Raw genomic sequence first — 20,875 nt, 5'->3', positions numbered from 1 at the left:
TTCACGGATCCGCCATATGGGACAGACGTCCCTTGTGGGCACGGTCGCTCGGCCCCATCCTCAGGCGAGCCCCACTATCAGGCGAGCACCACCCTCAGGCGAGCACGGCACCCGTGGACGCCGACTGGACGAGCTTGGCGTACCGGGCGAGGACGCCCCGCGTGTAGGCGTGTGCGAGCGGGGTCCAGCCGACCTTGCGGCGCGCCAGCTCGTCCTCGTCCACCAGCAGGTCGAGCGTGGCGTTGGCGACGTCGAGCCGGATCCGGTCACCGCTCCGGACGAAGGCGATCGGGCCGGCGTCGACAGCCTCGGGCGCCACGTGCCCGACGCACAGACCGGTCGTACCGCCGGAGAACCGCCCGTCCGTGAGCAGCAGGACGTCCTTGCCGAGGCCGGCGCCCTTGATCGCCCCGGTGATGGCGAGCATCTCGCGCATGCCCGGGCCGCCCTTGGGGCCCTCGTAGCGGATCACCACGACGTCGCCGGCCACGATGGTGCCGTCCTCGAGCGCGTCCATCGCGGCCCGCTCACGGTCGAAGACACGCGCGGTCCCCTCGAACACGTCGGAGTCGAAGCCGGCGGACTTGACCACTGCGCCGTCCGGTGCGAGCGATCCGCGCAGGATCGTGATCCCGCCGGTTCGGTGGATGGGGTTGTCCATGGCCCGCAGGATCTTGCCGTCCGGGTCCGGCGGCGCGATGTCGGCGAGGTTCTCGGCGACGGTCTTGCCGGTCACCGTCAGGCAGTCCCCGTGCAGCAGGCCGGCGTCGAGCAGCGCCTTCATCACGACGGGCACGCCGCCGATGCGGTCGACGTCGTTCATCACGTACCGCCCGAACGGCTTGAGGTCGCCGAGGTGCGGCACGCGTGCCGCCACGCGCGTGAAGTCGTCGAGTGTCAGGTCGACCTCCGCCTCGTACGCGATCGCCAGGAGGTGCAGCACGGCGTTCGTCGACCCGCCGAAGGCCATCACCACGGCGATGGCGTTCTCGAACGCCTCCTTCGTCATGATCTGGCGGGCCGTGATCCCCTGGCGCAGCAGCCCGACGACCGCCTCGCCGGACTTGTGCGCGAACACGTCGCGGCGACGGTCCGCGGACGGCGGCGCTGCAGACCCCGGGATCGACATGCCGATCGCCTCGGCGACGGACGCCATCGTGTTCGCGGTGTACATGCCACCGCAGGCGCCCTCCCCCGGGCAGATCGCACGCTCGATGAGGTCGACGTCCTCGCGGCTCATCAGACCCCGCGCGCACGCGCCGACCGCCTCGAAGGCGTCGATGATCGTGACGTCCTTCTCGGTGCCGTCGGTGAGCCTCACGAAGCCCGGCATGATCGAGCCGGCGTAGAGGAACACGCTCGCCAGGTCGAGTCGTGCGGCGGCCATGAGCATGCCAGGCAGCGACTTGTCACAGCCGGCCAGCAGGACGGAGCCGTCCAGACGCTCGGCCTGCATGACCGTCTCGACGGAGTCGGCGATGATGTCGCGGCTGACCAACGAGAAGTGCATCCCCTCATGGCCCATCGAGATGCCGTCGGAGACCGAGATGGTGCCGAACTCGAGCGGGTAGCCGCCCGCCGCGTGCACCCCGGCCTTGGCTGCCTTGGCCAGCCGGTCGAGCGACAGGTTGCACGGGGTGATCTCGTTCCAGGACGAGGCGACGCCGATCTGCGGTTTGGCGAAGTCGTCGTCACCGAGGCCGACGGCCCGCAGCATGCCCCGCGCGGCCGTGGCCTCCAGGCCGTCGGTGACCGTGCGGCTGCGGGGCTTGATGTCGACAACGGGCTCCGGCGCGGTGGCTTCGCTCATGATCCGGAGTCTAGGACGGCTGGCTTCCAGGACGGCCGCCGCCCACCGATCCTCAACCCCTGCTCTGCCAGGTGCACACGCACGCCTCGTTGCCCTCGGCGTCTGCCAGGACCCAGAACGCCGGGGCGCGCCGGTCGCTGACGAGGTGGCCGCCGGCGGCGATGGCGGCCGCTACGCGCGCGACCGCGACGTCGTGCGGGACGGTCACGTCCAGGTGGATCCGGTTGCGCTGCGGCCGCGGGACATCCATCTGCTGGAACCACACGGCCGGCCCGATGCCGCCGGGGTCGACCAGGGCCGGCGAGGGGTCCTCCGCATCGATCCGCTCGACCTCGTACCCGAGGACGGCGTGCCAGAACGGCGCGATCGACGCGATGTCCAGGGCGTCGATCGCGATCTCGAGCGCCATGGGTGCCGCAGGGTCGGCCTCGATGCCGAGCTCGTCGGCGATCGCAGTGATCTCCGCCGCGAGCGCGACGTCCCGCTCGGTCATCCCGCCGTCTTCGTGCGAGACCAGGACCAGGTGCACGGTCGGGTAGCGCAGGTCGACGTCGGGATGGTGACCGGCCCGCTCAGCCGCCTCGGCGACCCGATCGACCAGCTCCAGACCCCGCACGAAGGTCCCGGTGCGGAAGGTGGCGTGGATCTTGTCGAGCAGGACACGCCAGTGCCGCTCGTCGACCCGGGCGCTGATCGTTGCGGCATCGAGCGTGATCATCGGACACCGTCTGTCATCGGGACACCGTCTGTCATCGGGGCGCGGTCTGTCATCGGGACACTGTCGCACCGGGGGCCGACACCCGCCAGGCAGTTCTCGCCATCGGGCTTGCGGTTGACGTACCGTCAACTTCTACAGTCGGCCGGGACGGCGGAGAGACCGCCGCCAGGAGGCGCGAGAGACCGAGGTGATCCCGATGTCCCAGCAGGTTCCGACACCTGCCGGCAGGCCGGCCGGCAGCCCTGCCTGCACCCCCGCCGGCAGGCGGACCTGGACCATCGGGGACCTCGCACGGCTCTCCGGTGTCACCTCACGCACCCTGCGGCACTACGACGCGATCGGGCTCCTGGCTCCGGTCGACGTGGCCGCAGGGGGGCGTCGGCTCTACGGGCACGACGAGCTGTTGCGACTGCAGCAGATCCTCGTCCTGCGGGAGCTCGACGTCGACCTGCCGACCGTCGCGGAGATCCTCGACGGCTCGGGGAACGGGTCACCCGCGTCGAGCCCGTCCGCGGGCCCGCGCCGGGTCGCGCTGCTCCGGGAGCACCACGAGCGCCTGGTGGCCGAGCGGGACCGGTTCGACCGGCTCGCGGCCACCGTCGCCTCCACCATCGAGTCCCTGGAAGGGGGGCACGACATGGCAGCGAAGGACCTCTACGCAGGGTTCGACAACAGCCAGTACGAGGCCGAGGCGCGCGACCGCTGGGGCGACGACGCCGTCGACCGCGGCAACGGCGCCTGGGAGCGGCTCGGCCCAGACGGGCAGGCCGCGTTCGCCGAGGAGGGCCGCGCGGTCAACGCCGGGCTGGCCGCGTTCATGGCCGACGGCGTGCCGGTGAGCGACGACCGGGTCCAGGACATGGTCGCCCGGCACCGGGCGCAGATCGACGTCTTCTGGACGCCGACCGCGGAGGCCTACCGCGGGCTGGGGCAGATGTACGTCGACGACGAGCGGTTCGCGGCGACCTACGACGCCGTGGCGCCGGGACTCGCGGTGTACCTGCGTGACGCGATCGAGCACCACGCCTCGACCCGGATGGCCTGACGGGTGCTCGCCTGACGGACCTCCGGCCGGTCGCTCCCCCGCAGGGGGAAGCGACCGGCCGGGATCCGCCGTGCTCGGCGGGACCCGAGCAGCGGCGGCGGGACGCGCGCGCCGGGCTCAGCCCTTCACGGCGCCCTGCAGGCCGTTGACGATCCGGTTCTGCAGGGCGAGGAAGAACACCAGCGCCGGGATCATCGCCAGCGAGGTGTAGGCGAAGATGCCGACCATGTCGCTCGCGTAGCGGGTGGAGAAGTCGGCAACGCCCAGCGGGAGGGTCTTCATGGTGTCGTCCCGCAGCAGCAGCAGCGGCAACAGGTAGGCGTTCCACGAACCGACGAACGCCAGGACGCCGACGGTGACCATGCCCGGCCCCGACAGCGGGAGCAGGATCCGCCAGAAGAAGCCGATGCGGGAGGCGCCGTCGATGAGGGCCGCCTCCTCCAGCTCCTTGGGCAGCGCCGCGAGGAACGGTCGCATGATGATGACCGTCGTCGGCAGGGCGAACGCCGCCTGCGGGAGCGCCACCCCCCACCACGTGTCGCCCCAGCCCAGGTCGTTCGTGATCATGATGAACAGGGGGATCACCGCCACGGCGACCGGGAAGAGGAGGCCGAGGACGAAGACCATGTACAGCGGTTCGCGGAGCCGGAACTGATAGCGAGCCAGCGGGTACGCGGCCATGATCCCGGTCACCACCACGATCGCGGTCGTGATGAGGGCGATCATGGTGGAGTTGAAGGCGTAACCCCAGAAGCGGTCACCGGTGAGGATGTTCGTGTAGTTGGCGAGCGTGAAGACCTCCGGCCACCCCGACGGGTTGCGCGACAGGTCCGTGTTGGTGCGGAAGCCGGACAGGACCCCGTAGAGCACCGGACCGAGCGTGACGGCCACCACGACGGCGGCGATCGCGTAGACGAAGAGGTTGCTCCGGCGGGATCCCTCGGTGCGGCGTGGCCGCCTGGTGCGCACGGCCTGCTTCTCGAGCGTGGACGTGCTCATCGCTTCCTCCCCTTGCCCGGCGCCGCGAGGTCCGTACCCCGGAGGTCGTTGCGCAGGATGAATCGCTGGTAGGTCAGGGCGAAGATGAGCGCGATGACAAACAGGACGACCGAGGCCGCGGACGCGACGCCGATGAGGTTGCGGTCGACGCCGAACCCATACAGGAACGTGGCCATCGTGGCCGTCGACTCGGCGGGGCCGCCGCGGGTGAGGATCCACACCATGTCGAAGACCTGGATCGAACCGATCATGGACAGGAAGCCCCACAGGCGGACCGTGGGACCCAGCAGCGGGAGCGTGATGCCGCGCTGGATCTGCCACCAGGTGGCGCCGTCGATCTGCGCCGCTTCGTTGAGCTCCTCGGGAACACCGGAGAGACCGGCGAGGAAGAGCACCACGGCGAGCCCGAGGTACTTCCAGGTGAGCACCACCATGACGGCGCCCAGGGCGAAGTCCGGGTCGCCGATGAAGCCCTGCTGAGGGGTCGGGATCCCGACGAAGTTGAAGATCGTCTCGAGCAGCCCGTAGTCGGCCTGCAGCATCTGACGCCAGATGACGCCCGCGACGACCTCGGCCAGCACATACGGCACGAAGACGATCGTCCGGAGCAGGTTCCGGCCCCGGATCTTGCGGTTGAGCAGCAGCGCGAGCGCCAGACCCAGCGGCAGCTGGATCACGATGGACGCGACGATGATGACCAGGTTGTGGACGAGCGCTGCCTGGAACACCTCGCTTCCCAGGACGTACACGAAGTTCTTCAGGCCGACGAAGTCGACCATCGGGCCGTAGCCCTTCCAGTTGTACATCGAGTACTGGATCGCTTTGCCGACGGGCCAGATGACGAACCCGAAGAAGACCACCAGGGCCGGCGTCACGAAGAAGGCAATCTCGAGGCCCTTGCGCAGGCCTGGTCTCGTCCCGCGCCGCCCCGCCCGTGCCGGGGCCGCCGGCAGCGCATGAGCGCTGCCAGCGGCCTCGGTCGGGATCGGCGTCGCAGTCGAGGCGGTTCCGCCGCTACGGGCGGGCGCTTCGTCTGCCACTTCTGTCACTCCAGCTCAGCTGCCGCCTGCGTGTCGGCAATGATGCTCGCCGGGTCTGCCCCCGCGAACACGTTGACGACCGCCGCGTTCATGGCGTTGCCGACGTTCGTGCCGAGCGCCGTGTCGAAGTACAGCTGGATGTACGGCGAGGCCTCACGGAACTCGAGCAGCGAGGCCAGCGTCATGTCGGCGACGGCACCCGTGGCGTTCGGGTTGGTCGGCAGGCCCATGTTGAGCTCGGCGAAGCCGGTCTGGACCTCGTCCGAGAGCAGGTAGATCATGAAGTCCACCGCCTCGTCCGGGGCGTCCGCCGAAGCGGCCCAGGCGTCGCCGCCACCGATGGCGGCTGCGGCGTCACCCTCGCCACCCTCGATCGCGGGGAACGGGAACCAGTCGATGTTCTCGACGGGCTCACCGTCGTTGAGGCCCTGCATGACGCCGGGCTCCCAGTGTCCCTGCATCTCCGCGGACACCTGGCCGTTGGCCAGCAGGCCGGACGCCGAGGTCGGGCCCTCCTGGGCGACGGTCGCGAGGAAGCCGTCGTTGAACGGCTCGGAGTCGACGAACACCTTCAGGTCGTCCGCAGCCTTGGTCCAGCACCCGTCGGAGAAGTCGAACTCGGCCAGACCGGTCTCGACGGTCTCCTGCGAGCACTCGCGCAGCGCGAAGTAGTAGTAGTAGTGGGCCAGCGGCCAGGACGAGGCCGCACCCACGGACAGCGGCGCGACGCCGGCCGCCTTGAGGGTCTCGATCGCCGCGTAGAAGTCGTCCCACGTGGCCGGCGCCTCGAGGCCGTTGTCCGCCCAGATCTGGGTGTTGTACCAGAAGCCGACGACGCCCAGGGAGAACGGCAGGCCGTAGGTCTTGCCGTCGACCTGCCAGCCGTTGGCCGACGCGCCGATGGTCTCGATCGTCTCGGCGGCCGCCTCGGAGATGTCCTTGGTCAGGCCCGCGGCGACGTGGGCACGGAGCTCGCCACCGCCACGCTCCATGTAGATGTCGGGCATGTTGCCGGACTGGAACGCGGCCTCCAGCTGGGTGGTCATGTCCTCGTGGGGCATGGCCTCGATCTCGATGGTCACGCCGGGGTTGTCGGTCTCGAACTTGTCGGCCACCTCCGCGTAGTACCCCATGCCGGGGTCGGTGTTGGAGTTGTGCCACCAGGTGATGGTGACGTCGCTGCCGCCGCCGTCCTCGCCGCCGTCGCCTTCGGCAGCCGACTCGTCGGTGGTGCCGCCGCTGCATGCGGCCAGGAGAGCAGCACTCGCGATCAGCGCGACGGCTGATCGCGCTCGGAATCTCGCCATGATTCGGTTCCTTAGTCATCGTCGACGCTCGGACGGGGCGAGTCTGGCACGCTGAAATTGGGAGTGTCAATCGTTTTCGATATCGATTTCGACACGGTACGCTCCGAGGCGTGGAACCTCAGGGCAGAGTGACCATCAGCGATGTGGCACGTACCGCTGGTGTCTCCGTGGCGACCGTCTCGAAGGTGGTGAACGGCCGCTACGGCGTGGCCGTCTCGACCTCCGTCAGGGTCCAGGAGGTCATCGACAGGCTCGGCTACGAGTCGAGCCTGGTCGCCCGCAGCCTGCGCAGCCACCGCACCAACGTGATCGGGATCCTCGTCGCGGAGTTCGAGCCGTTCAGCACCGAGCTGCTCAAGGGCACCTCGGCAGCGGTCGGCGGGACGGGCTACGAGCTCCTGGCCTACTCCGGCGGCGGACGGCACGGCAGCAACGTGGGCTGGGAGCGGCGCTACCTCTCCCGGCTCAGCGGCACCCTGATCGACGGCGCCATCCTCGTCACGCCGACGGTCGTCGATGCGCACCCCGGGATCCCGGTGGTCGCGGTCGACCCGCACACCGGCCCCACCGGCCTCCCGACGGTCGACTCGGACAACATGCGCGGCGCCGTCCTGGCGACCGAGCACCTGCTGGCGCTCGGCCACCGCCGGATCGGCTTCCTCGGCGGCCGGTCGGACCTCGAGTCGGCCCGCCTGCGCGAGGAGGGCTACCGCAAGGCGCTGGCCAACGCCGGCATCGCTGTCGACCCCTCGCTGATGCGGGTCGGCGGCTACCGCCCGGAGACCGCCGACCAGCCCGCGCACGAGCTGCTGACCATGCGGGAGCGGCCGACGGCGATCTTCGCGGCCAACGACCTCTCGGCGATCCGCACCATGGACGTCGCGTACTCCCTCGGCCTGTCCGTGCCGCAGGACGTGTCGATCATCGGGTTCGACAACGTCCCCGAGTCGGCACTGACCCGGCCGCCCCTGACGACGATCAACCAGCCGATCCGCCAGATGGGCTCGGAGGCGATCATGCTCCTGATCGGCCTGATGAACGGGACCACGCAGGGCAGCACCCACATCACCCTGCCCACCGAGCTCGTCGAGCGGCGGTCCTGCCGGCCGATCTGACCCGGCCGGTCGGAGCGGGACCCTCAGACCCGGCCGGTCAGAGCGAACCCTCAGACCCGGCAGGTCGGGCCGGGACCCTCAGGCCCGCAGGACGACGTTGACCGGCTCGCGTCCGGCGAGCAGGTGCCCGATCTGACGGAGCACCAGGCCGACCAGCCGCGGTGTGGTCGCGTCGGTGAAGCCGCCCACGTGCGGCGTGATGATCACACCGGGTGCCCGCCACAGCGGATGGTCGGCGGGCAGCGGCTCGGGGTCGGTGACGTCGAGCGCGGCGCGCAGCCGCCCGGACCGCACCTCGGCCAGCAGGGCCGCGGTGTCGACGATCTTGCCGCGGGCGACGTTGACCAGCAGGGCGCCGTCGCGCATCCGCGCCAGGAACTCCACGTCGACGAGGCCGGCGGTCTCCGGCGAGAGCGGCACGATCACGATGACGACGTCGACCGTGGGCACCAAGGTGGCGAGCTCGTCACGTCCGTGCACGTGGCCGATCGCCTCGTCGCGGGCCTTTCGGCCGACCAGGACGACGTCGACCTCGAACGCCTCGAGCCGTCGGGCGATCGCCCCGCCGATCGACCCGGCGCCCAGCACCATGACCCGACGGTCGGCGAGCGACGACCGGTGCACCGGCGCCCACCGGCCCTGCGCCATGGCCCGGACCGCGTCGTCGACCCCGCGCTGGGAGGCGAGCGTCAGTGCCACGGCGAGCTCCGCGGTCCCGGCATCGTGCACCCCGCGCCCGTTGCACAGCGTGACCCCGGCCGGGACGTACGCCACGGCGTGCTCGTAGCCCGCGCTGGGCAGCTGGATCACGCGCAGGTTCGGCAGGTCACGCAGGCGGCGCAGCCCATCGGGAGTGACGAAGTAGTTCGGGACGACGACGACGTCGACCTCCGCCGGGTCGGTCCCGCCCGGCAGCGGTCCGCGCATGTCCCAGGGCACGAGCCGGACCGCCGCCTGGTCGCCCTGGCCGGCGAGCCGGTGGCCGACGGCCTCGAGCAGGTCGGCATGGGCAAGGGTCACCGTCAGCCGAGCCGGGCCTCCGGCGCTCACGCGGAGGTGGCCTGGGCCGCACGGAAGTCGTCCTCGAGGACGGCCATGACGATGCTGTCGCACCAGAAGTCGCCGTCGCGGTGGCTCTCGCGGAGCCGGCCCTCGACCACGAAGCCGAGGCTCTCGTAGAGCATCCGGGCACGGGGGTTGATGCTCAGGACGTCGAGGGACACCCGGTGCAGCCCGAGACCTTCGGGGGGCTCGGCGAAGGCATGACCCAGGACGAGCGAGATCGCCTCACCGCCGAAGCCCCGGCCCCGCTGTCCCGGTCGCAGCACCAGGCGCAGGTTCGCGCTGCGGGCGTACGCATCCATCTCGTTGAGCACGATCTCGCCGAGGTACTCGTCGGTGCCGTGCGTGATGGCCAGGTCGAGCCGGTCTTCCCGCGCGGAGACCCCGGCGCACCACCGGTCCACCTGGTCCCTGCTGAAGACGGTCGTCGTCCCGGTCAGGCGCATGCCCTCCGGGTCGTTGACCATCTCCCACATGGCGTCGGCGTCATCGGCGCGGATGGGTCGCAGCACGACCATCTCGCCGCGCAGCACCGGCTTGTCCATCGGTTCCTCCGGTCGTCGGTCGGGCCCCTGCGCGGGTCAGCTCTGGCTGATCCGCTCGAGCACGATCTCGCGGACCCGACCGGCGTCGGCCTGCCCCCGGGTCGCCTTCATGACGGCACCGATGATCGAGCCGATCGGTCCGAGGTTCCCGCCGCGCACCTTCGCCGCGATGTCCGGCTGCGCGGCCAGTGCGTCGTCGACGGCGGCGATCAGCGCACCGTCGTCCGAGACGACGCCCAGGCCGCGCGCGACGACGACCTGCTCGGGCGAACCCTCGCCGGCGAGCACCCCGGAGAGCACCTGCCGGGCGAGCTTGTCGTTGAGCCGGCCGGAGTCGACCAGACGCTGCAGCTCGCCGATCTGCTCGGGGGTGACCGGCAGCTCGGCGAGGTCGATGCCGTCGGTGTTCGCCGTCCTGGCGAGCTCACCCATCCACCACTTGCGGGCTGCGGCCGGCGCCGCACCGGCGACGATCGTGGCCTCGATCAGCTCGATCGCGCCGGCGTTGACCACGTCGCGCATCTCGGCGTCGGCGTAGCCCCACTCGACCTGCAGCCGGCGACGGCGGAGCGCCGGCGCCTCGGGCAGGGTCGCACGGATCTGCTCGACCCACTCACGGCTCGGTGCGACCGGCACCAGGTCCGGCTCGGGGAAGTACCGGTAGTCGTCGGCGTCGGACTTGATCCGCCCGGGCGTGGTCACGCCGGTGTCCTCGTGCCAGTGCCGCGTCTCCTGGACGATGCTGCCGCCCGCGTCGAGGATCCCGGCCTGCCGGGAGATCTCGAAGCGGACCGCGCGCTCGACCGAGCGGAAGCTGTTGACGTTCTTGGTCTCGGTCCTGGTGCCCAGCGGGGACTCCGACGTCGGTCGCAGGGACACGTTGACGTCGGCGCGGACGTTCCCGCGCTCCATCCTGGCCTCGGAGACCTCGAGCGCGCGGAAGATGTCCCGCAGCGCCAGCACGTACGCGCGGGCGATCTCCGGCGCGCGGTCCCCCACCCCGGTGATCGGCTTGGTGACGATCTCCACGAGCGGGATGCCGGCCCGGTTGTAGTCGACCAGCGAGTACTCCGCGCCGTGGATCCGGCCGGTCGCCCCTCCCACGTGGAGGTTCTTGCCGGCGTCCTCCTCCATGTGGGCGCGCTCGATCTCGACGCGGAACTCGGTGCCGTCGTCGAGCTCGATGTCCAGGTAGCCCTCGTAGGCGATCGGCTCGTCGTACTGCGAGGTCTGGAAGTTCTTCGGGACGTCGGGGTAGAAGTAGTTCTTCCGCGCGAAGCGGCACACCTCGGCGATCTGGCAGTTGAGCGCGAGACCGATCTTGATGGCGGACTCGACGGCGGTCCGGTTGAGCACCGGCAGGGCGCCCGGCAGCCCGAGGGACACCGGCGAGACCTGCGTGTTGGGCTCGGCACCGAACACGGTCGGCGCGGTGCAGAACATCTTGCTCACGGTGCCCAGCTCGACGTGCACCTCGATCCCGATGACGGGGTCGTAGCGCGCGACGGCGTCGTCGTAGTCGACGAGGGGGGTGGTCACGGTGCTCATCGGGTCGTCCCCTCGGTCAGCGGCACACCGGTCAGCGGCACACCGGTCGGAAGCTCGGGGGCCAGGCTCAGCAGCGGCCCGCCCCAGCGGCGCTCGAGCAGCATCTCGAGCGCGGCGCCGACCCGGTAGAGCCGGTCGTCGGCCCGCGCCGGTGCCAGGATCTGGAAGCCGACCGGCAGGCCGTCGTCCGACAGGCCGCTCGGCAGGGACATCCCGGGGACGCCGGCGAGGTTCGCCGGGATGGTCGCGACGTCGTTGAGGTACATCGCGAGCGGGTCGTCGAGCTTCTCGCCGAGCCTGAACGCGGTGGTCGGTGCGGTCGGCGAGACCAGGACGTCGGCCTGCTCGAAGGCGGCCGCGAAGTCCCGCTGGATCAGGGTGCGGACCTTCTGCGCACTGCCGTAGTAGGCGTCGTAGTAGCCGGCGGACAGCGCGTAGGTGCCCAGGATGATGCGGCGCTTGACCTCGTCGCCGAAGCCCTGCCCACGGGTCGCACCCATCACGTGCTCGGCGGTGATCGGTCCGTCGGTCGGCTCGACGCGCAGGCCGAAGCGCATGCCGTCGAACTTGGCGAGGTTGCTCGACGCCTCGGCCGGCAGGATCAGGTAGTAGGCCGCCAAGGCGTAGGTGAAGTGCGGGCACGAGACCTCGACGACGTCGGCGCCCGCGCTGCGGAGCAGGTCCAGGGACTCCTCGAAGCGCGCGCGCACGCCGGCCTGGTAGCCCTCGCCGTTGAGCTCGTGCACGACGCCGACCCGCACCCCGGTGAGGTCACCGCCGGCGCCGGTCCGTGCCGCCTCGACGAGCGCCGGCAGGGCGTCCGGCAGCGACGTCGAGTCGCGTCGGTCGTGCCCACCGATGACCTCGTGCAGCAGCGCGGAGTCGAGCACGGACCGGGTGACCGGGCCCGCCTGGTCGAGGCTCGAGGCGAGCGCGATGAGGCCGTACCGGGAGACCCCGCCGTAGGTGGGCTTGACCCCGACGGTCCCGGTCACGGCGGCCGGCTGACGGATCGAGCCACCGGTGTCGGTGCCGATCGCCAGCGGCGCCTCGTACGCACCGACGGCTGCTGCGCTGCCGCCGCCCGAGCCACCGGGGATCCGGTCCAGGTCCCACGGGTTGTGCGTGTTGCCGTACGCGGAGTGCTCGGTCGACGAGCCCATCGCGAACTCGTCCATGTTCGTCTTGCCGAGGATCGGCAGCCCGGCGGCGTGCAGGCGCTCGACGATCGTCGCGTCGTAGGGCGGGATCCAGCCCTCCAGGATCTTGGAGCCCGCCGTCGTCGGCAGGCCCTTGGTCACGACGATGTCCTTGACGGCGATCGGCACCCCGGCGAGCGGGTGCAGGTCCTCGCCCGCCGCGCGACGCGCGTCGACGTCGCGGGCCGTGGCCAGCGCCTCGTCGGACGCGATGTGCAGGAAGGCGTGCACGGCGCCGTCGACCGCGGCGATCCGGTCCAGGTGGGCCTGCGTGACCTCCACGCTGCTCACCTCACGGGAGCGCAGGGCCGTCGCGAGCTCGGCCGCGGTGCGGCGGGTGAGGTCGGCGCTCGGGGCGCGCCCGGTGCTGTCGGTCATCAGTCCTCCTCGAGGATCTGCGGCACGGCGAACCGGGTGCCTTCGGTCGCGGGCGCACCGGCGAGCACGTCGGCGACCGGCAGCGGCTCCTCGGCGAGGTCCTCGCGGTAGACGTTGGTCAGCGGCAGCGGATGGCTCGTGGCGGGCACGTCGGCGGTGGCGATCTCGCTGACCCGGGCGACGGACTCGACGATCACGTCGAGCTCGCCGGCCAAGCGCGTCAGCTCGGCATCGGTCAGGTCGATCCTGGCAAGGGCCGCAAGGCGTGCGACCTCCTCGCGGGAGATGGTGGACATGGCGCCGAGTCTAGTGGGGGGTGGGGTGAGCCCTACCCTGGACCGGCCAGGCAGCAGGATCGTGCGGACGCGCCGCCGTCACCAGGATCGAGTCATGAGCCACCTCCCGTACCCCGGAGCCGACGACATCGCCGGCTCGGACCCGTCCGCCTCCTCCCCCGACCCGGCCGACCCTTCCGCCCTGCAGCAGCTGGGCCGGGACAGCGCCTACCTGTTGGCGACGCTGCCGGTGGCCATCGTGTCGTTCACCCTGCTCATCACGGGGATCTCGCTCGCGGCGGGCCTCCTGGTCACCGTGATCGGGATCCCGGTGGCGGTCGCGACCCTCGCCCTCGCCGTCGGCTTCGAGCGCGCCGAGCGAGCCCGGCTCGGCGCCCGCGGCACCACCCTGGAACCTGTGGTCTACGCGCCGCCGGAGGGCACCGGGCTGCGTCGCATGGTCGGCGTGCTCAGGGACCCACGCCGGTGGGCCGCGGTGCTGCACGGCGTCGGCGCCCTGCCGCTGTCCGTCGCGACGTGGAGCATCGCGGTGACCTGGTGGGCCGGGGCCCTCGGCGGCCTGACCTACTGGTTCTGGGAGCGCTGGCTGCCGAGCCCCGACACGAGCACGACCCTGGTCGACCTGCTCGACCTGCCGCTCAGCGACTCCGCCCTGAACCTCCTGATCGGCCTGTTCTTCGCCGCGACGCTCGTCCCCGTGCTGCGCAGCTGCGTGGCCGCCCATGCGGGATGGGCACGGCTCCTGCTCACCGGCGCCTCGCGCCAGGCCCTGGCGGCCCAGGTCGACGAGCTCAACGCGCGCCGGTCAGCGGCGGCGGCCGCCGAGGCGCAGTCCCTGCGGCGTCTCGAGCGCGACATCCACGACGGTCCCCAGCAGCGCCTGGTCCGGCTCGGGATGGATCTGTCCTCGGCAGAGCGGACGCTCGAGGACGACCCGGCCGCTGCGCGGGAGCTGCTCGCCGGGGCGCGCGCCCTCGCCGCTGAGACGCTCACCGAGCTCCGGGCGCTGTCCCGCGGGATCGCGCCACCGATCCTGGCCGACCGTGGGCTTGCCGCCGCGCTGACCGCTGTCGCGGCCAGGTCGAGCGTGCCGACCTCGGTCGAGGTCGACCTGCCGGCCGAGCGCCCGACGCCCGCGATCGAGAACGCCGCCTACTTCGTCGCGAGCGAGGCTCTGGCCAACACCGCCAAGCACGCCGCCGCGACGTCGGCGACCGTCCGGGTCAGGTATCTACCGACCGGCGCGGGGGTGCTCCGCATCGAGGTGCACGACGACGGCCGCGGCGGCGCGGCGCTCGGCAAGGGGCACGGTCTGGCGGGCCTCGCCGACCGGGTCGCGGGACTCGGCGGCACGCTGGACCTCGTGAGCCCGGTCGGGGGCCCGACGTCGGTCGTGGCCGAGCTGCCCCTGACCTGACCGTCGCGCACGCGACCCGACCGTCGCGCACGCGACCCGACCGTCGCGCCCGCGGCGGCGCGTCCCCGGGGACCGCCATAGTGTGCCCATGCGCATCGTGCTCGCGGAGGACTCGGTCCTGCTCAGGGAAGGGCTCGTCCGGCTGCTTCAGGAGGCCGGCCACGCGGTCGTCGCGGCGGTGGACCACGCCGACGCGATCGTGCCGGCCGTCGTGGAGCACCGGCCCGACGTCGCCGTGATCGACGTGCGCATGCCACCGACCTTCACCGACGACGGGCTGCGCGCAGCGGTCCAGGCCCGGCAGGCGGTTCCGGGCCTCGGTGTGCTGGTGCTCTCGCAGTACGTCGAGGGGTCCTACGCCCGTGACCTGCTCGCCGACGGGCGCGGTGGCGTCGGCTACCTGCTCAAGGATCGGGTCCAGGATCTCGAGGCCCTCGACGACGCCCTCACGCGGGTCGCGGCGGGTGGCTCGGCCCTGGACCCCGAGGTGGTCGCCCAGCTGCTCGTCGGCCGGCTCGCGGTCGATCCGCTGGGGACGCTCACGCCGCGCGAGCGCGAGGTGCTGGCGCTGATGGCCGAGGGACGGTCCAACGCCGCGATCGCCACCGCGCTCGTCGTCAGTCCTGGCGCCGTCGAGAAGCATGTCGGCAACGTCTTCGCCAAGCTGGGCCTGCCGCCGTCGCAGGGGCACCACCGTCGCGTGCTGGCTGTCCTGGCCTGGCTGCGCGGCGTGGGGTCGTAGCCGGCCCTCAGGTGCTGCGCTCCCCCACCGCCAGGTCGACCAGGGCGAGCACCGCGAGGGCGTAGGCGTCGGCTGCCGCCTGTGCGACGTGCTCCGTGACCCCGCCCGAGGGCGTCTGCAGGGTCACGGTGTACCGGACGGCCTCGTCGCCGTCGAGCGGGTCGACGGCGGAACGGGTCAGGCCGATGAAGGCGCCGCCCAGGAGCTCGCGGAGCTGGTCCTCGCGTGGCATCCACAGGGTGTCGTCCTGCGCGACGGAGTCCATCGCCCACTCCGTGGTGCCGTTGAAGCCGAGGATCGTGCCGGTCGGGTAGTCCCGCGCCTCGATGGTCATCTCGCTCAACGTGAAGAGCTCGCCGGCGAGCTCCGGTTGCGGGATGACGAATCGGTCGCCGGCGGCGGGCTGCCACCGGACCCCTGCGTCACGCAGTGCCTCGGCCAGGTGCTGGGAGATCATGCCCCCAGTCTGCGCCCGTCGTCGCCCGGCGCCACACCGGCCGCCGAGGGACGGTCGTCCGTCGGTGTCGGTCGGCGGTCAGCCAGCGGTCAGTCGTCGTCGGTCGGACCGCGGCTCGTGGAGAACACGAGCATCGTCTGGCCGCCGATCGGCCAGTCCCGTTCGGCGGCCCGGTACAGCCCGATCCGCTCGTACATCCGCCGTGCCGTGCGCATCCCCGGCATGGTCGACAGGATGATCGACCGGGCGCCCTCGGCGAGACCGAGCGCGAGGCCCGCCCGGACGAGCTTCTCACCGACCCCCTTGCCCCGGAAGGCCGGGTCGACGGCGAGCATCCTGATCTCGAGCTCACCCGGTCCGGCGATCTCCGCGTACGGCGAGCCGTGGCCGGCGAGGGTGATGGTGCCGACGACGTGCTCGTCCTCGACCGCGACCAGAACCTTCGCCTCGTCGGCCCGGCGCCGCGCGTCCCGCAGCTCCTGGAAGTAGTCGTCCTGCTCGCTGATCAGGCCGTCCGCGAGGTAGGCATGGGCAGTCAGCTCTCCGACCCGGATCAGGTCGCCTGGCTCGACGGGACGCACGATGATCGTCATGGACACCCATTGTCCTCCGAGGTCGGCCGGTGAGCAGCATCAGGTCGCAGGTTCGTCAGCCAGACCCTCCGGTCCCCGGTCGAGGAGCGTGACGAAGGCCTGCTCGTCGAGGATCCGCAGCCCGAGCTCACGGGCCTTGGCCTCCTTGGATCCCGCGTTCTCCCCGACGACGACGTAGTCGGTCTTCTTCGAGACGCTGCCGGCCGCCTTGCCACCGCGGGCGATGATCGCCTCCTTGGCGCCGTCCCGCGAGAAGCCCTCGAGCGACCCGGTCACCACGACCGTCAGGTCCTCCAGGGTGCGCGGGACCGTGGCGTCGCGCTCGTCGGCCATCCGCATCCCGGCGGCCGCCCACCGGTTGACGATGTCGACGTGCCACTTCTCGGCGAACCAGTCGCGCAGGGCGGCCGCGATCGTCGGGCCGACGCCTTCGACCGCGGCGAGCTCGGCCTCGTCCGCGGCGCGGATCGCGTCGAGCGAGCCGAAGGCCGTGGCCAGCGCACGCGCCGCCGTCGGGCCCACGTGCCGGATCGACAGCGCCACCAGGACGCGCCACAGCGGCCGCTGCTTGGCGAGCTCGAGCTGCTCGAAGAGCTTCTCGGTGTTCTGCGACGGCTTCGACGGCACCTTGGCGGTCGGCTTGGTCCAGAAGAAGAGCCGGTCCTCCCACAGCCCGGTCCCCTCGCCGCCCTTCTTGATCTCGCGCCAGACGCGGACGTCGGCCAGGTCGGCGGCCCGTAGGTCGAACAGGCCGCCCTCGTCGACCAGGACGCCGTCCTGCCTCGGCGGCAGCGCGTCGGGCGGCGGTGCGGTGACCTCGCCGCCGGGCCGGTAGAGCGCCGGGTCGGTCGGCCGGCCCAGCTCGGGGTCGGTCAGGGCGATCGCCGCCTCCCCGCCCATCGCCTCGATGTCCAGCGCGCCCCGCCCGGCGAGGGCCGCGACCCGCTCGCGCAGCTGGGCCGGGCACGAGCGGGCGTTCGGGCAGCGGATGTCGACGTCGCCCTCCTTGGACGGCGCCAGCGGCGTCCCGCACGAGGGGCAGTGCGTCGGCATGACGAACGGGTGCTCGGAGCCGTCGCGCAGCTCGACCACCGGCCCGACGATCTCGGGGATCACGTCGCCCGCCTTGCGCAGCACGACGGTGTCGCCGATCAGGACGCCCTTGCGCTCGACCTCGCTCGCGTTGTGCAAGGTCGCCATCTCGACGGTCGACCCCGCGACGAGCACGGGCTGCATGACGCCGTAGGGCGTGACCCGGCCGGTCCGGCCGACGTTGACCCGGATGTCGAGGAGCTTGGTGTTGACCTCCTCGGGCGGGTACTTGAAGGCGATGGCCCAGCGCGGCGCCCGGCTGGTCGCGCCGAGCCGCCGCTGGAGCACTGTCTCGTCGACCTTGATCACGATGCCGTCGATCTCGTGCTCGACGTCGTGCCGGTGCTCGCCGTAGTACGCGATCATCGTCTGGATGCCCGCGAGGTCCTCGACGACCCGGGTGTGGGTCGAGACCGGCAGCCCCCAGGTGGCGAGCAGGTCGTAGGTCTCCGACTGGCGGGCGGTCGCCTGCTCGTGACCCGCCCAGCGCAGCGCGCCGACGCCGTGGCACAGCATCCGCAGCGGACGGGCGGCGGTGACCTTGGGATCCTTCTGGCGCAGCGACCCGGCGGCCGAGTTCCGTGGGTTGGCGAACGGCGCCTTGCCGGCCGCCACCTGGGCGGCGTTGAGCTCCGCGAAGCCCTCGACCGGCAGGAACACCTCGCCGCGCACCTCGATCAGCTCGGGGTGGTCGTCGCCGGCCAGCGTGTGCGGGATGCCCTGGATGGTCCGGACGTTGAGCGTGACGTCCTCACCGGTCCGCCCGTCGCCGCGGGTGGCGGCGCGGACGAGGCGGCCGTTCTCGTACAGGAGCGCGATGGCCAGACCGTCGATCTTCAGCTCGCACAGGTAGTGCAGGTCCGGGGCACCCGCGGCCCCGGTGATGTCGCGCCGGACCCGCTCGGCCCAGGCCGCGACGTCGTCGTCGGAGAAGGCGTTGTCGAGGCTCAGCATCCGCTCGACGTGGTCGACGGCGGCGAAGTCGGTCGAGAACGTGCCGCCGACCAGCTGGGTGGGTGAGTCGGGGGTGCGCAGCTCCGGGTGCGCGTCCTCCAGCGCGTTCAGGCGACGCAGCAGGATGTCGTACTCGGCGTCGCTGACCGTGGGCGCGTCCCGCACGTAGTACGCGAACTGGTGGTCGCGGACCTGCTCGGCGAGCTCGGTCCACCGGTGGCGCGCGGCGGCCTCGTCGAGGCCCGCGTCGGCGATGTCATGGCTGTCCCGGGGCTGCTCGCTCACCCGGACATCATGGCGTGCCGCACCCACACGACGCCCCCGGCGCCGTCGTCCGCCCCCGGGTGGCGTCAGCCCGTGCGGGCCGGCGTCAGCCCGCGTCAGCCGGCGTCAGCCGGCGTCAGCCCGCGTCGGCCCGCTCGGCGAGCTCGGCGGCGACCCGCACGGTTGCCGCCATGGCCGTCCGGACGGCCTGCAGCTTGCGCAGCACGAGGTCTCCCCCGGCCACGCTCCGGGACGTCTCGACGTGCACGACGACGTCGTCGAGCCCCTTCGCCGGAAGGCCGACGGCCGTCCACGGCCGGGAGACCAGATCGGCGAGGGCGACGACGTCCGCAGGCTTGCCCTGCCGGTCCTGCGGCAGCCCGAACCAGATCCGCTGCCCGCCCTCGACGAGCTCGGCCACCTGGTCCCACTGCGGTCCGCGCACCGCGACGGCGTCCACCCCGACGGCGTCCGCCCCGCTCGCCGCGAGGGTCCGCAGGGAGCGCGACGCGAACCGCGCCCCGCCGTGCGCCACGACGCTGTGCGCGCCGCCCGCCCGGGCGGCGGCGACGACCTCGCCCAGGGCGACGGCGGCGTCCTCACCACGGACCGTCCGGAGCCGTCCGTTGCCCGCGAAGCTCGCGACCGCCCCGCCGAGGACGTCGGGCAGCATCGGCTCGCGCAGCACGACGGTGATCTCCGCACCCGGGACGGAGGCCCGGACGGCTGCGAGGTAGACGCCCAGCCCGTCGGCGAGCGAGGACACCAGCTCGCGCACGGCGCCCTGGTCGCTGAGCACCCGGTCGCCGCGGGCCAGGTAGAGGATCGCCGCGAGCGTCCACGGGCCGCGGATCGCCACGACGAGCGGCCCGGTCCAGTCGTGGCCGGTGATCGCGAGGGTGTCGACGTCCTCGCGGAGCATGGCGCGGCTGCGCTCGAGGTCGCGCCCCGGCCGGTCGGCGAGCTTCCAGCCGTGCGTCCCGAGCTCGACCGGCATCTCGGTGAGCAGCGCCGCGGTGCGTGCGACCGAGTCCCCGCCCGGGCCGCGCTGCGGCAGCTGGACGAGGGACGGCATGCCCAGGACGCCCTCGGGCAGGTCGCTGAGGTCGCCGAACATCGTGCGCTGGGCCTCGAGCACGTTGGTGCCCGGCAGGGGTCCGAGCACGCCGGCCCCGGTCATCGGTCGCTCATCGTGTCGTGGACCCCACAGTCGCCTGGCCGAGCACGCGCGTCCCGTCGTAGAGCACGACGGACTGGCCCGGGGCGACGCCCCGCAGACCCTCGTGCAGCTGGATCACGACGCCGGAAGGCTTCCCGGCGTCGTCGATGGTGGCCGTCGCGCGACCCGGGACGGGTGCGCCGTGGGCGCGGACCTGCACGGCGCAGTCGAACCACGCGCCCGGCTCGGGCGACACGAACCACACGGCCTGGTCGGCGGCGATGCCGGTCACCGTGAGCAGCTCGGCGGGCCCGACGACGACCGTGTTGGTAACCGGCTGCACGTCCAGGACGTAGCGCGGACGGCCGTCCGGAGCCGGCCGGCCGAGGGCCAGACCCTTCCGTTGGCCGACCGTGAACGCGTAGGCGCCCTCGTGCCGCCCGACCACGTTCCCGTCGGTGTCGAGCACCTCACCGGGCCGGATCCCGAGGTGCTCGTGCAGGAACCCCTGGGTGTCGCCGTCGGCCACGAAGCAGATGTCGTAGGAGTCCGGCTTGGCCGAGACCCCGAGGCCGCGCACCGCCGCCTCCGCCCGGACGTCGTCCTTCGAGGCGACCTCGCCGAGCGGGAACATGGCGCGGGCGAGCCGGTCCGGGCCCATCACCGCCAGCACGTAGGACTGGTCCTTGGCCAGGTCGACGGCCCGGTGCAGCTCGCGGGTGCCGTCCTCGTGCAGCTCGATGCGGGCGTAGTGGCCGGTGCAGACGGCGTCGAAGCCGAGCGCGACACCCTTGTCCAGGAGCGCCTCGAACTTGATGTGCTCGTTGCAGCGGACGCACGGGTTGGGGGTGCGGCCGGCCTCGTACTCGGCCAGGAAGTCCGCGACCACTGTCTGCTCGAACTTCTCGGACAGGTCCCACACGTAGTAGGGGATGCCGAGCACGTCCGCGGCGCGGCGCGCATCACCGGCGTCCTCGATCGAGCAGCAGCCGCGCGAGCCGGTCCGGTACTCCTGACGGTTGCGCGACAGGGCCATGTGCACGCCGACGACGTCGTGCCCCGCGTCGACCGCACGGGCGGCGGCCACAGCGGAGTCCACGCCCCCGGAGAGGGCTGCCAGCACACGCATGGGGCA

The 20,875-nt window shown here is 72.1% G+C and carries 19 protein-coding genes; 4 read left to right on the top strand and 15 right to left on the bottom strand.

Annotated elements, in window-relative coordinates; translation table 11 throughout:
- Window positions 1-94 precede the first annotated feature (94 nt).
- Together ilvD and K415_RS0114630 are read right to left on the bottom strand one after the other, a co-directional pair.
- Window positions 95-1,810, bottom strand: coding sequence for a dihydroxy-acid dehydratase (gene ilvD / locus K415_RS0114635; protein ID WP_024287792.1), 1,716 nt, complete (start codon window positions 1,808-1,810; stop codon window positions 95-97).
- 52 nt (window positions 1,811-1,862) lie between these two features.
- Complete coding sequence (locus K415_RS0114630; protein WP_024287791.1) at window positions 1,863-2,528, bottom strand: 4a-hydroxytetrahydrobiopterin dehydratase; 666 nt, start codon at window positions 2,526-2,528, stop codon at window positions 1,863-1,865.
- A 196-nt stretch (window positions 2,529-2,724) separates the two neighbouring features.
- On the opposite strand from K415_RS0114630, the gene K415_RS0114625 reads away from it, so the two are divergent.
- Entirely contained in the window at window positions 2,725-3,573 is an 849-nt protein-coding gene (locus K415_RS0114625) for a MerR family transcriptional regulator (protein WP_081785250.1), read from the top strand.
- A 117-nt stretch (window positions 3,574-3,690) separates the two neighbouring features.
- Here K415_RS0114625 and K415_RS0114620 read toward each other — a convergent pair whose 3' ends face one another.
- From K415_RS0114620 to K415_RS0114610, 3 genes are read right to left on the bottom strand one after another with little or no spacing between them, the layout of a single operon-like run.
- A complete protein-coding gene (locus K415_RS0114620; protein ID WP_024287789.1) occupies window positions 3,691-4,572 on the bottom strand; it encodes a carbohydrate ABC transporter permease in 882 nt (293 codons plus the stop codon).
- Complete coding sequence (locus K415_RS0114615) at window positions 4,569-5,612, bottom strand: carbohydrate ABC transporter permease (protein ID WP_024287788.1); 1,044 nt, start codon at window positions 5,610-5,612, stop codon at window positions 4,569-4,571. Before K415_RS0114615 ends, K415_RS0114620 begins: the two co-directional genes overlap by 4 nt.
- 5 nt (window positions 5,613-5,617) lie before the next feature.
- On the bottom strand, window positions 5,618-6,919 hold the full coding sequence (locus tag K415_RS0114610; RefSeq protein WP_024287787.1) for an ABC transporter substrate-binding protein: 1,302 nt from the start codon (window positions 6,917-6,919) through the stop codon (window positions 5,618-5,620).
- A gap of 110 nt (window positions 6,920-7,029) precedes the next feature.
- Between K415_RS0114610 and K415_RS0114605 the strand changes: the two genes are divergently transcribed.
- Complete coding sequence (locus K415_RS0114605; RefSeq protein ID WP_024287786.1) at window positions 7,030-8,034, top strand: LacI family DNA-binding transcriptional regulator; 1,005 nt, start codon at window positions 7,030-7,032, stop codon at window positions 8,032-8,034.
- A gap of 78 nt (window positions 8,035-8,112) precedes the next feature.
- Here K415_RS0114605 and K415_RS0114600 read toward each other — a convergent pair whose 3' ends face one another.
- From K415_RS0114600 to gatC, 5 genes are read right to left on the bottom strand one after another with little or no spacing between them, the layout of a single operon-like run.
- Complete coding sequence (locus tag K415_RS0114600; protein WP_029663857.1) at window positions 8,113-9,084, bottom strand: 2-hydroxyacid dehydrogenase; 972 nt, start codon at window positions 9,082-9,084, stop codon at window positions 8,113-8,115.
- Entirely contained in the window at window positions 9,081-9,641 is a 561-nt protein-coding gene (locus tag K415_RS0114595; RefSeq protein ID WP_024287784.1) for a GNAT family N-acetyltransferase, read from the bottom strand. The genes K415_RS0114600 and K415_RS0114595 overlap by 4 nt, the downstream gene beginning before the upstream one ends.
- 36 nt (window positions 9,642-9,677) lie before the next feature.
- Entirely contained in the window at window positions 9,678-11,189 is a 1,512-nt protein-coding gene (gene gatB / locus K415_RS0114590; RefSeq protein WP_024287783.1) for an Asp-tRNA(Asn)/Glu-tRNA(Gln) amidotransferase subunit GatB, read from the bottom strand.
- A complete protein-coding gene (gene gatA, locus K415_RS0114585) occupies window positions 11,186-12,766 on the bottom strand; it encodes an Asp-tRNA(Asn)/Glu-tRNA(Gln) amidotransferase subunit GatA (protein WP_024287782.1) in 1,581 nt (526 codons plus the stop codon). Before gatA ends, gatB begins: the two co-directional genes overlap by 4 nt.
- Window positions 12,766-13,062, bottom strand: coding sequence for an Asp-tRNA(Asn)/Glu-tRNA(Gln) amidotransferase subunit GatC (gene gatC / locus K415_RS0114580; protein WP_024287781.1), 297 nt, complete (start codon window positions 13,060-13,062; stop codon window positions 12,766-12,768). The genes gatA and gatC overlap by 1 nt, the downstream gene beginning before the upstream one ends.
- 94 nt (window positions 13,063-13,156) lie before the next feature.
- Between gatC and K415_RS0114575 the strand changes: the two genes are divergently transcribed.
- On the top strand, window positions 13,157-14,479 hold the full coding sequence (locus K415_RS0114575; RefSeq protein ID WP_024287780.1) for a sensor domain-containing protein: 1,323 nt from the start codon (window positions 13,157-13,159) through the stop codon (window positions 14,477-14,479).
- An 88-nt stretch (window positions 14,480-14,567) separates the two neighbouring features.
- On the top strand, window positions 14,568-15,221 hold the full coding sequence (locus K415_RS0114570; RefSeq protein WP_024287779.1) for a response regulator transcription factor: 654 nt from the start codon (window positions 14,568-14,570) through the stop codon (window positions 15,219-15,221).
- A 7-nt stretch (window positions 15,222-15,228) separates the two neighbouring features.
- On the opposite strand, the gene K415_RS0114565 is transcribed toward K415_RS0114570, so the two are convergent.
- From K415_RS0114565 to mnmA, 5 genes are all read right to left on the bottom strand, one after another.
- The gene (locus tag K415_RS0114565; protein ID WP_024287778.1) at window positions 15,229-15,678 is read right to left on the bottom strand and encodes a hypothetical protein; all 450 of its coding nucleotides are present in this window, start codon (window positions 15,676-15,678) and stop codon (window positions 15,229-15,231) included.
- A gap of 89 nt (window positions 15,679-15,767) precedes the next feature.
- Entirely contained in the window at window positions 15,768-16,271 is a 504-nt protein-coding gene (locus K415_RS0114560; RefSeq protein ID WP_024287777.1) for a GNAT family N-acetyltransferase, read from the bottom strand.
- 39 nt (window positions 16,272-16,310) lie between these two features.
- Window positions 16,311-18,602, bottom strand: a complete 2,292-nt coding sequence (gene ligA, locus K415_RS0114555) for an NAD-dependent DNA ligase LigA (RefSeq protein WP_024287776.1) — start codon at window positions 18,600-18,602, stop codon at window positions 16,311-16,313.
- 115 nt (window positions 18,603-18,717) lie between these two features.
- On the bottom strand, window positions 18,718-19,761 hold the full coding sequence (locus K415_RS0114550; RefSeq protein WP_024287775.1) for a hypothetical protein: 1,044 nt from the start codon (window positions 19,759-19,761) through the stop codon (window positions 18,718-18,720).
- 7 nt (window positions 19,762-19,768) lie between these two features.
- Window positions 19,769-20,869: a tRNA 2-thiouridine(34) synthase MnmA gene (gene mnmA, locus K415_RS0114545; protein ID WP_029663853.1), complete on the bottom strand. Its 1,101-nt coding sequence runs from the start codon at window positions 20,867-20,869 to the stop codon at window positions 19,769-19,771.
- Window positions 20,870-20,875 lie beyond the last annotated feature (6 nt).

Source organism: Cellulomonas sp. KRMCY2, from assembly GCF_000526515.1.
Lineage (GTDB): Bacteria > Actinomycetota > Actinomycetes > Actinomycetales > Cellulomonadaceae > Actinotalea.
Note: the sequence above shows the minus strand (reverse complement) of the source record. Positions and strands in the feature narration are given on the sequence as shown.

Bases quoted from the DNA above. Each gene is read 5' to 3' on its own strand.
- K415_RS0114570 (WP_024287779.1), top strand. From the start codon at position 14,568: ATGCGCATCGTGCTCGCGGAGGACTCGGTCCTGCTCAGGGAAGGGCTC.
- K415_RS0114560 (WP_024287777.1), bottom strand. From the start codon at position 16,271: ATGACGATCATCGTGCGTCCCGTCGAGCCAGGCGACCTGATCCGGGTC.
- gatC (WP_024287781.1), bottom strand. From the start codon at position 13,062: ATGTCCACCATCTCCCGCGAGGAGGTCGCACGCCTTGCGGCCCTTGCC.
- gatB (WP_024287783.1), bottom strand. From the start codon at position 11,189: ATGAGCACCGTGACCACCCCCCTCGTCGACTACGACGACGCCGTCGCG.
- mnmA (WP_029663853.1), bottom strand. From the start codon at position 20,869: ATGCGTGTGCTGGCAGCCCTCTCCGGGGGCGTGGACTCCGCTGTGGCC.
- K415_RS0114610 (WP_024287787.1), bottom strand. From the start codon at position 6,919: ATGGCGAGATTCCGAGCGCGATCAGCCGTCGCGCTGATCGCGAGTGCT.
- K415_RS0114620 (WP_024287789.1), bottom strand. From the start codon at position 4,572: ATGAGCACGTCCACGCTCGAGAAGCAGGCCGTGCGCACCAGGCGGCCA.
- K415_RS0114625 (WP_081785250.1), top strand. From the start codon at position 2,725: ATGTCCCAGCAGGTTCCGACACCTGCCGGCAGGCCGGCCGGCAGCCCT.
- K415_RS0114575 (WP_024287780.1), top strand. From the start codon at position 13,157: ATGAGCCACCTCCCGTACCCCGGAGCCGACGACATCGCCGGCTCGGAC.
- K415_RS0114630 (WP_024287791.1), bottom strand. From the start codon at position 2,528: ATGATCACGCTCGATGCCGCAACGATCAGCGCCCGGGTCGACGAGCGG.
- K415_RS0114595 (WP_024287784.1), bottom strand. From the start codon at position 9,641: ATGGACAAGCCGGTGCTGCGCGGCGAGATGGTCGTGCTGCGACCCATC.
- ilvD (WP_024287792.1), bottom strand. From the start codon at position 1,810: ATGAGCGAAGCCACCGCGCCGGAGCCCGTTGTCGACATCAAGCCCCGC.
- K415_RS0114550 (WP_024287775.1), bottom strand. From the start codon at position 19,761: ATGACCGGGGCCGGCGTGCTCGGACCCCTGCCGGGCACCAACGTGCTC.
- K415_RS0114565 (WP_024287778.1), bottom strand. From the start codon at position 15,678: ATGATCTCCCAGCACCTGGCCGAGGCACTGCGTGACGCAGGGGTCCGG.
- gatA (WP_024287782.1), bottom strand. From the start codon at position 12,766: ATGACCGACAGCACCGGGCGCGCCCCGAGCGCCGACCTCACCCGCCGC.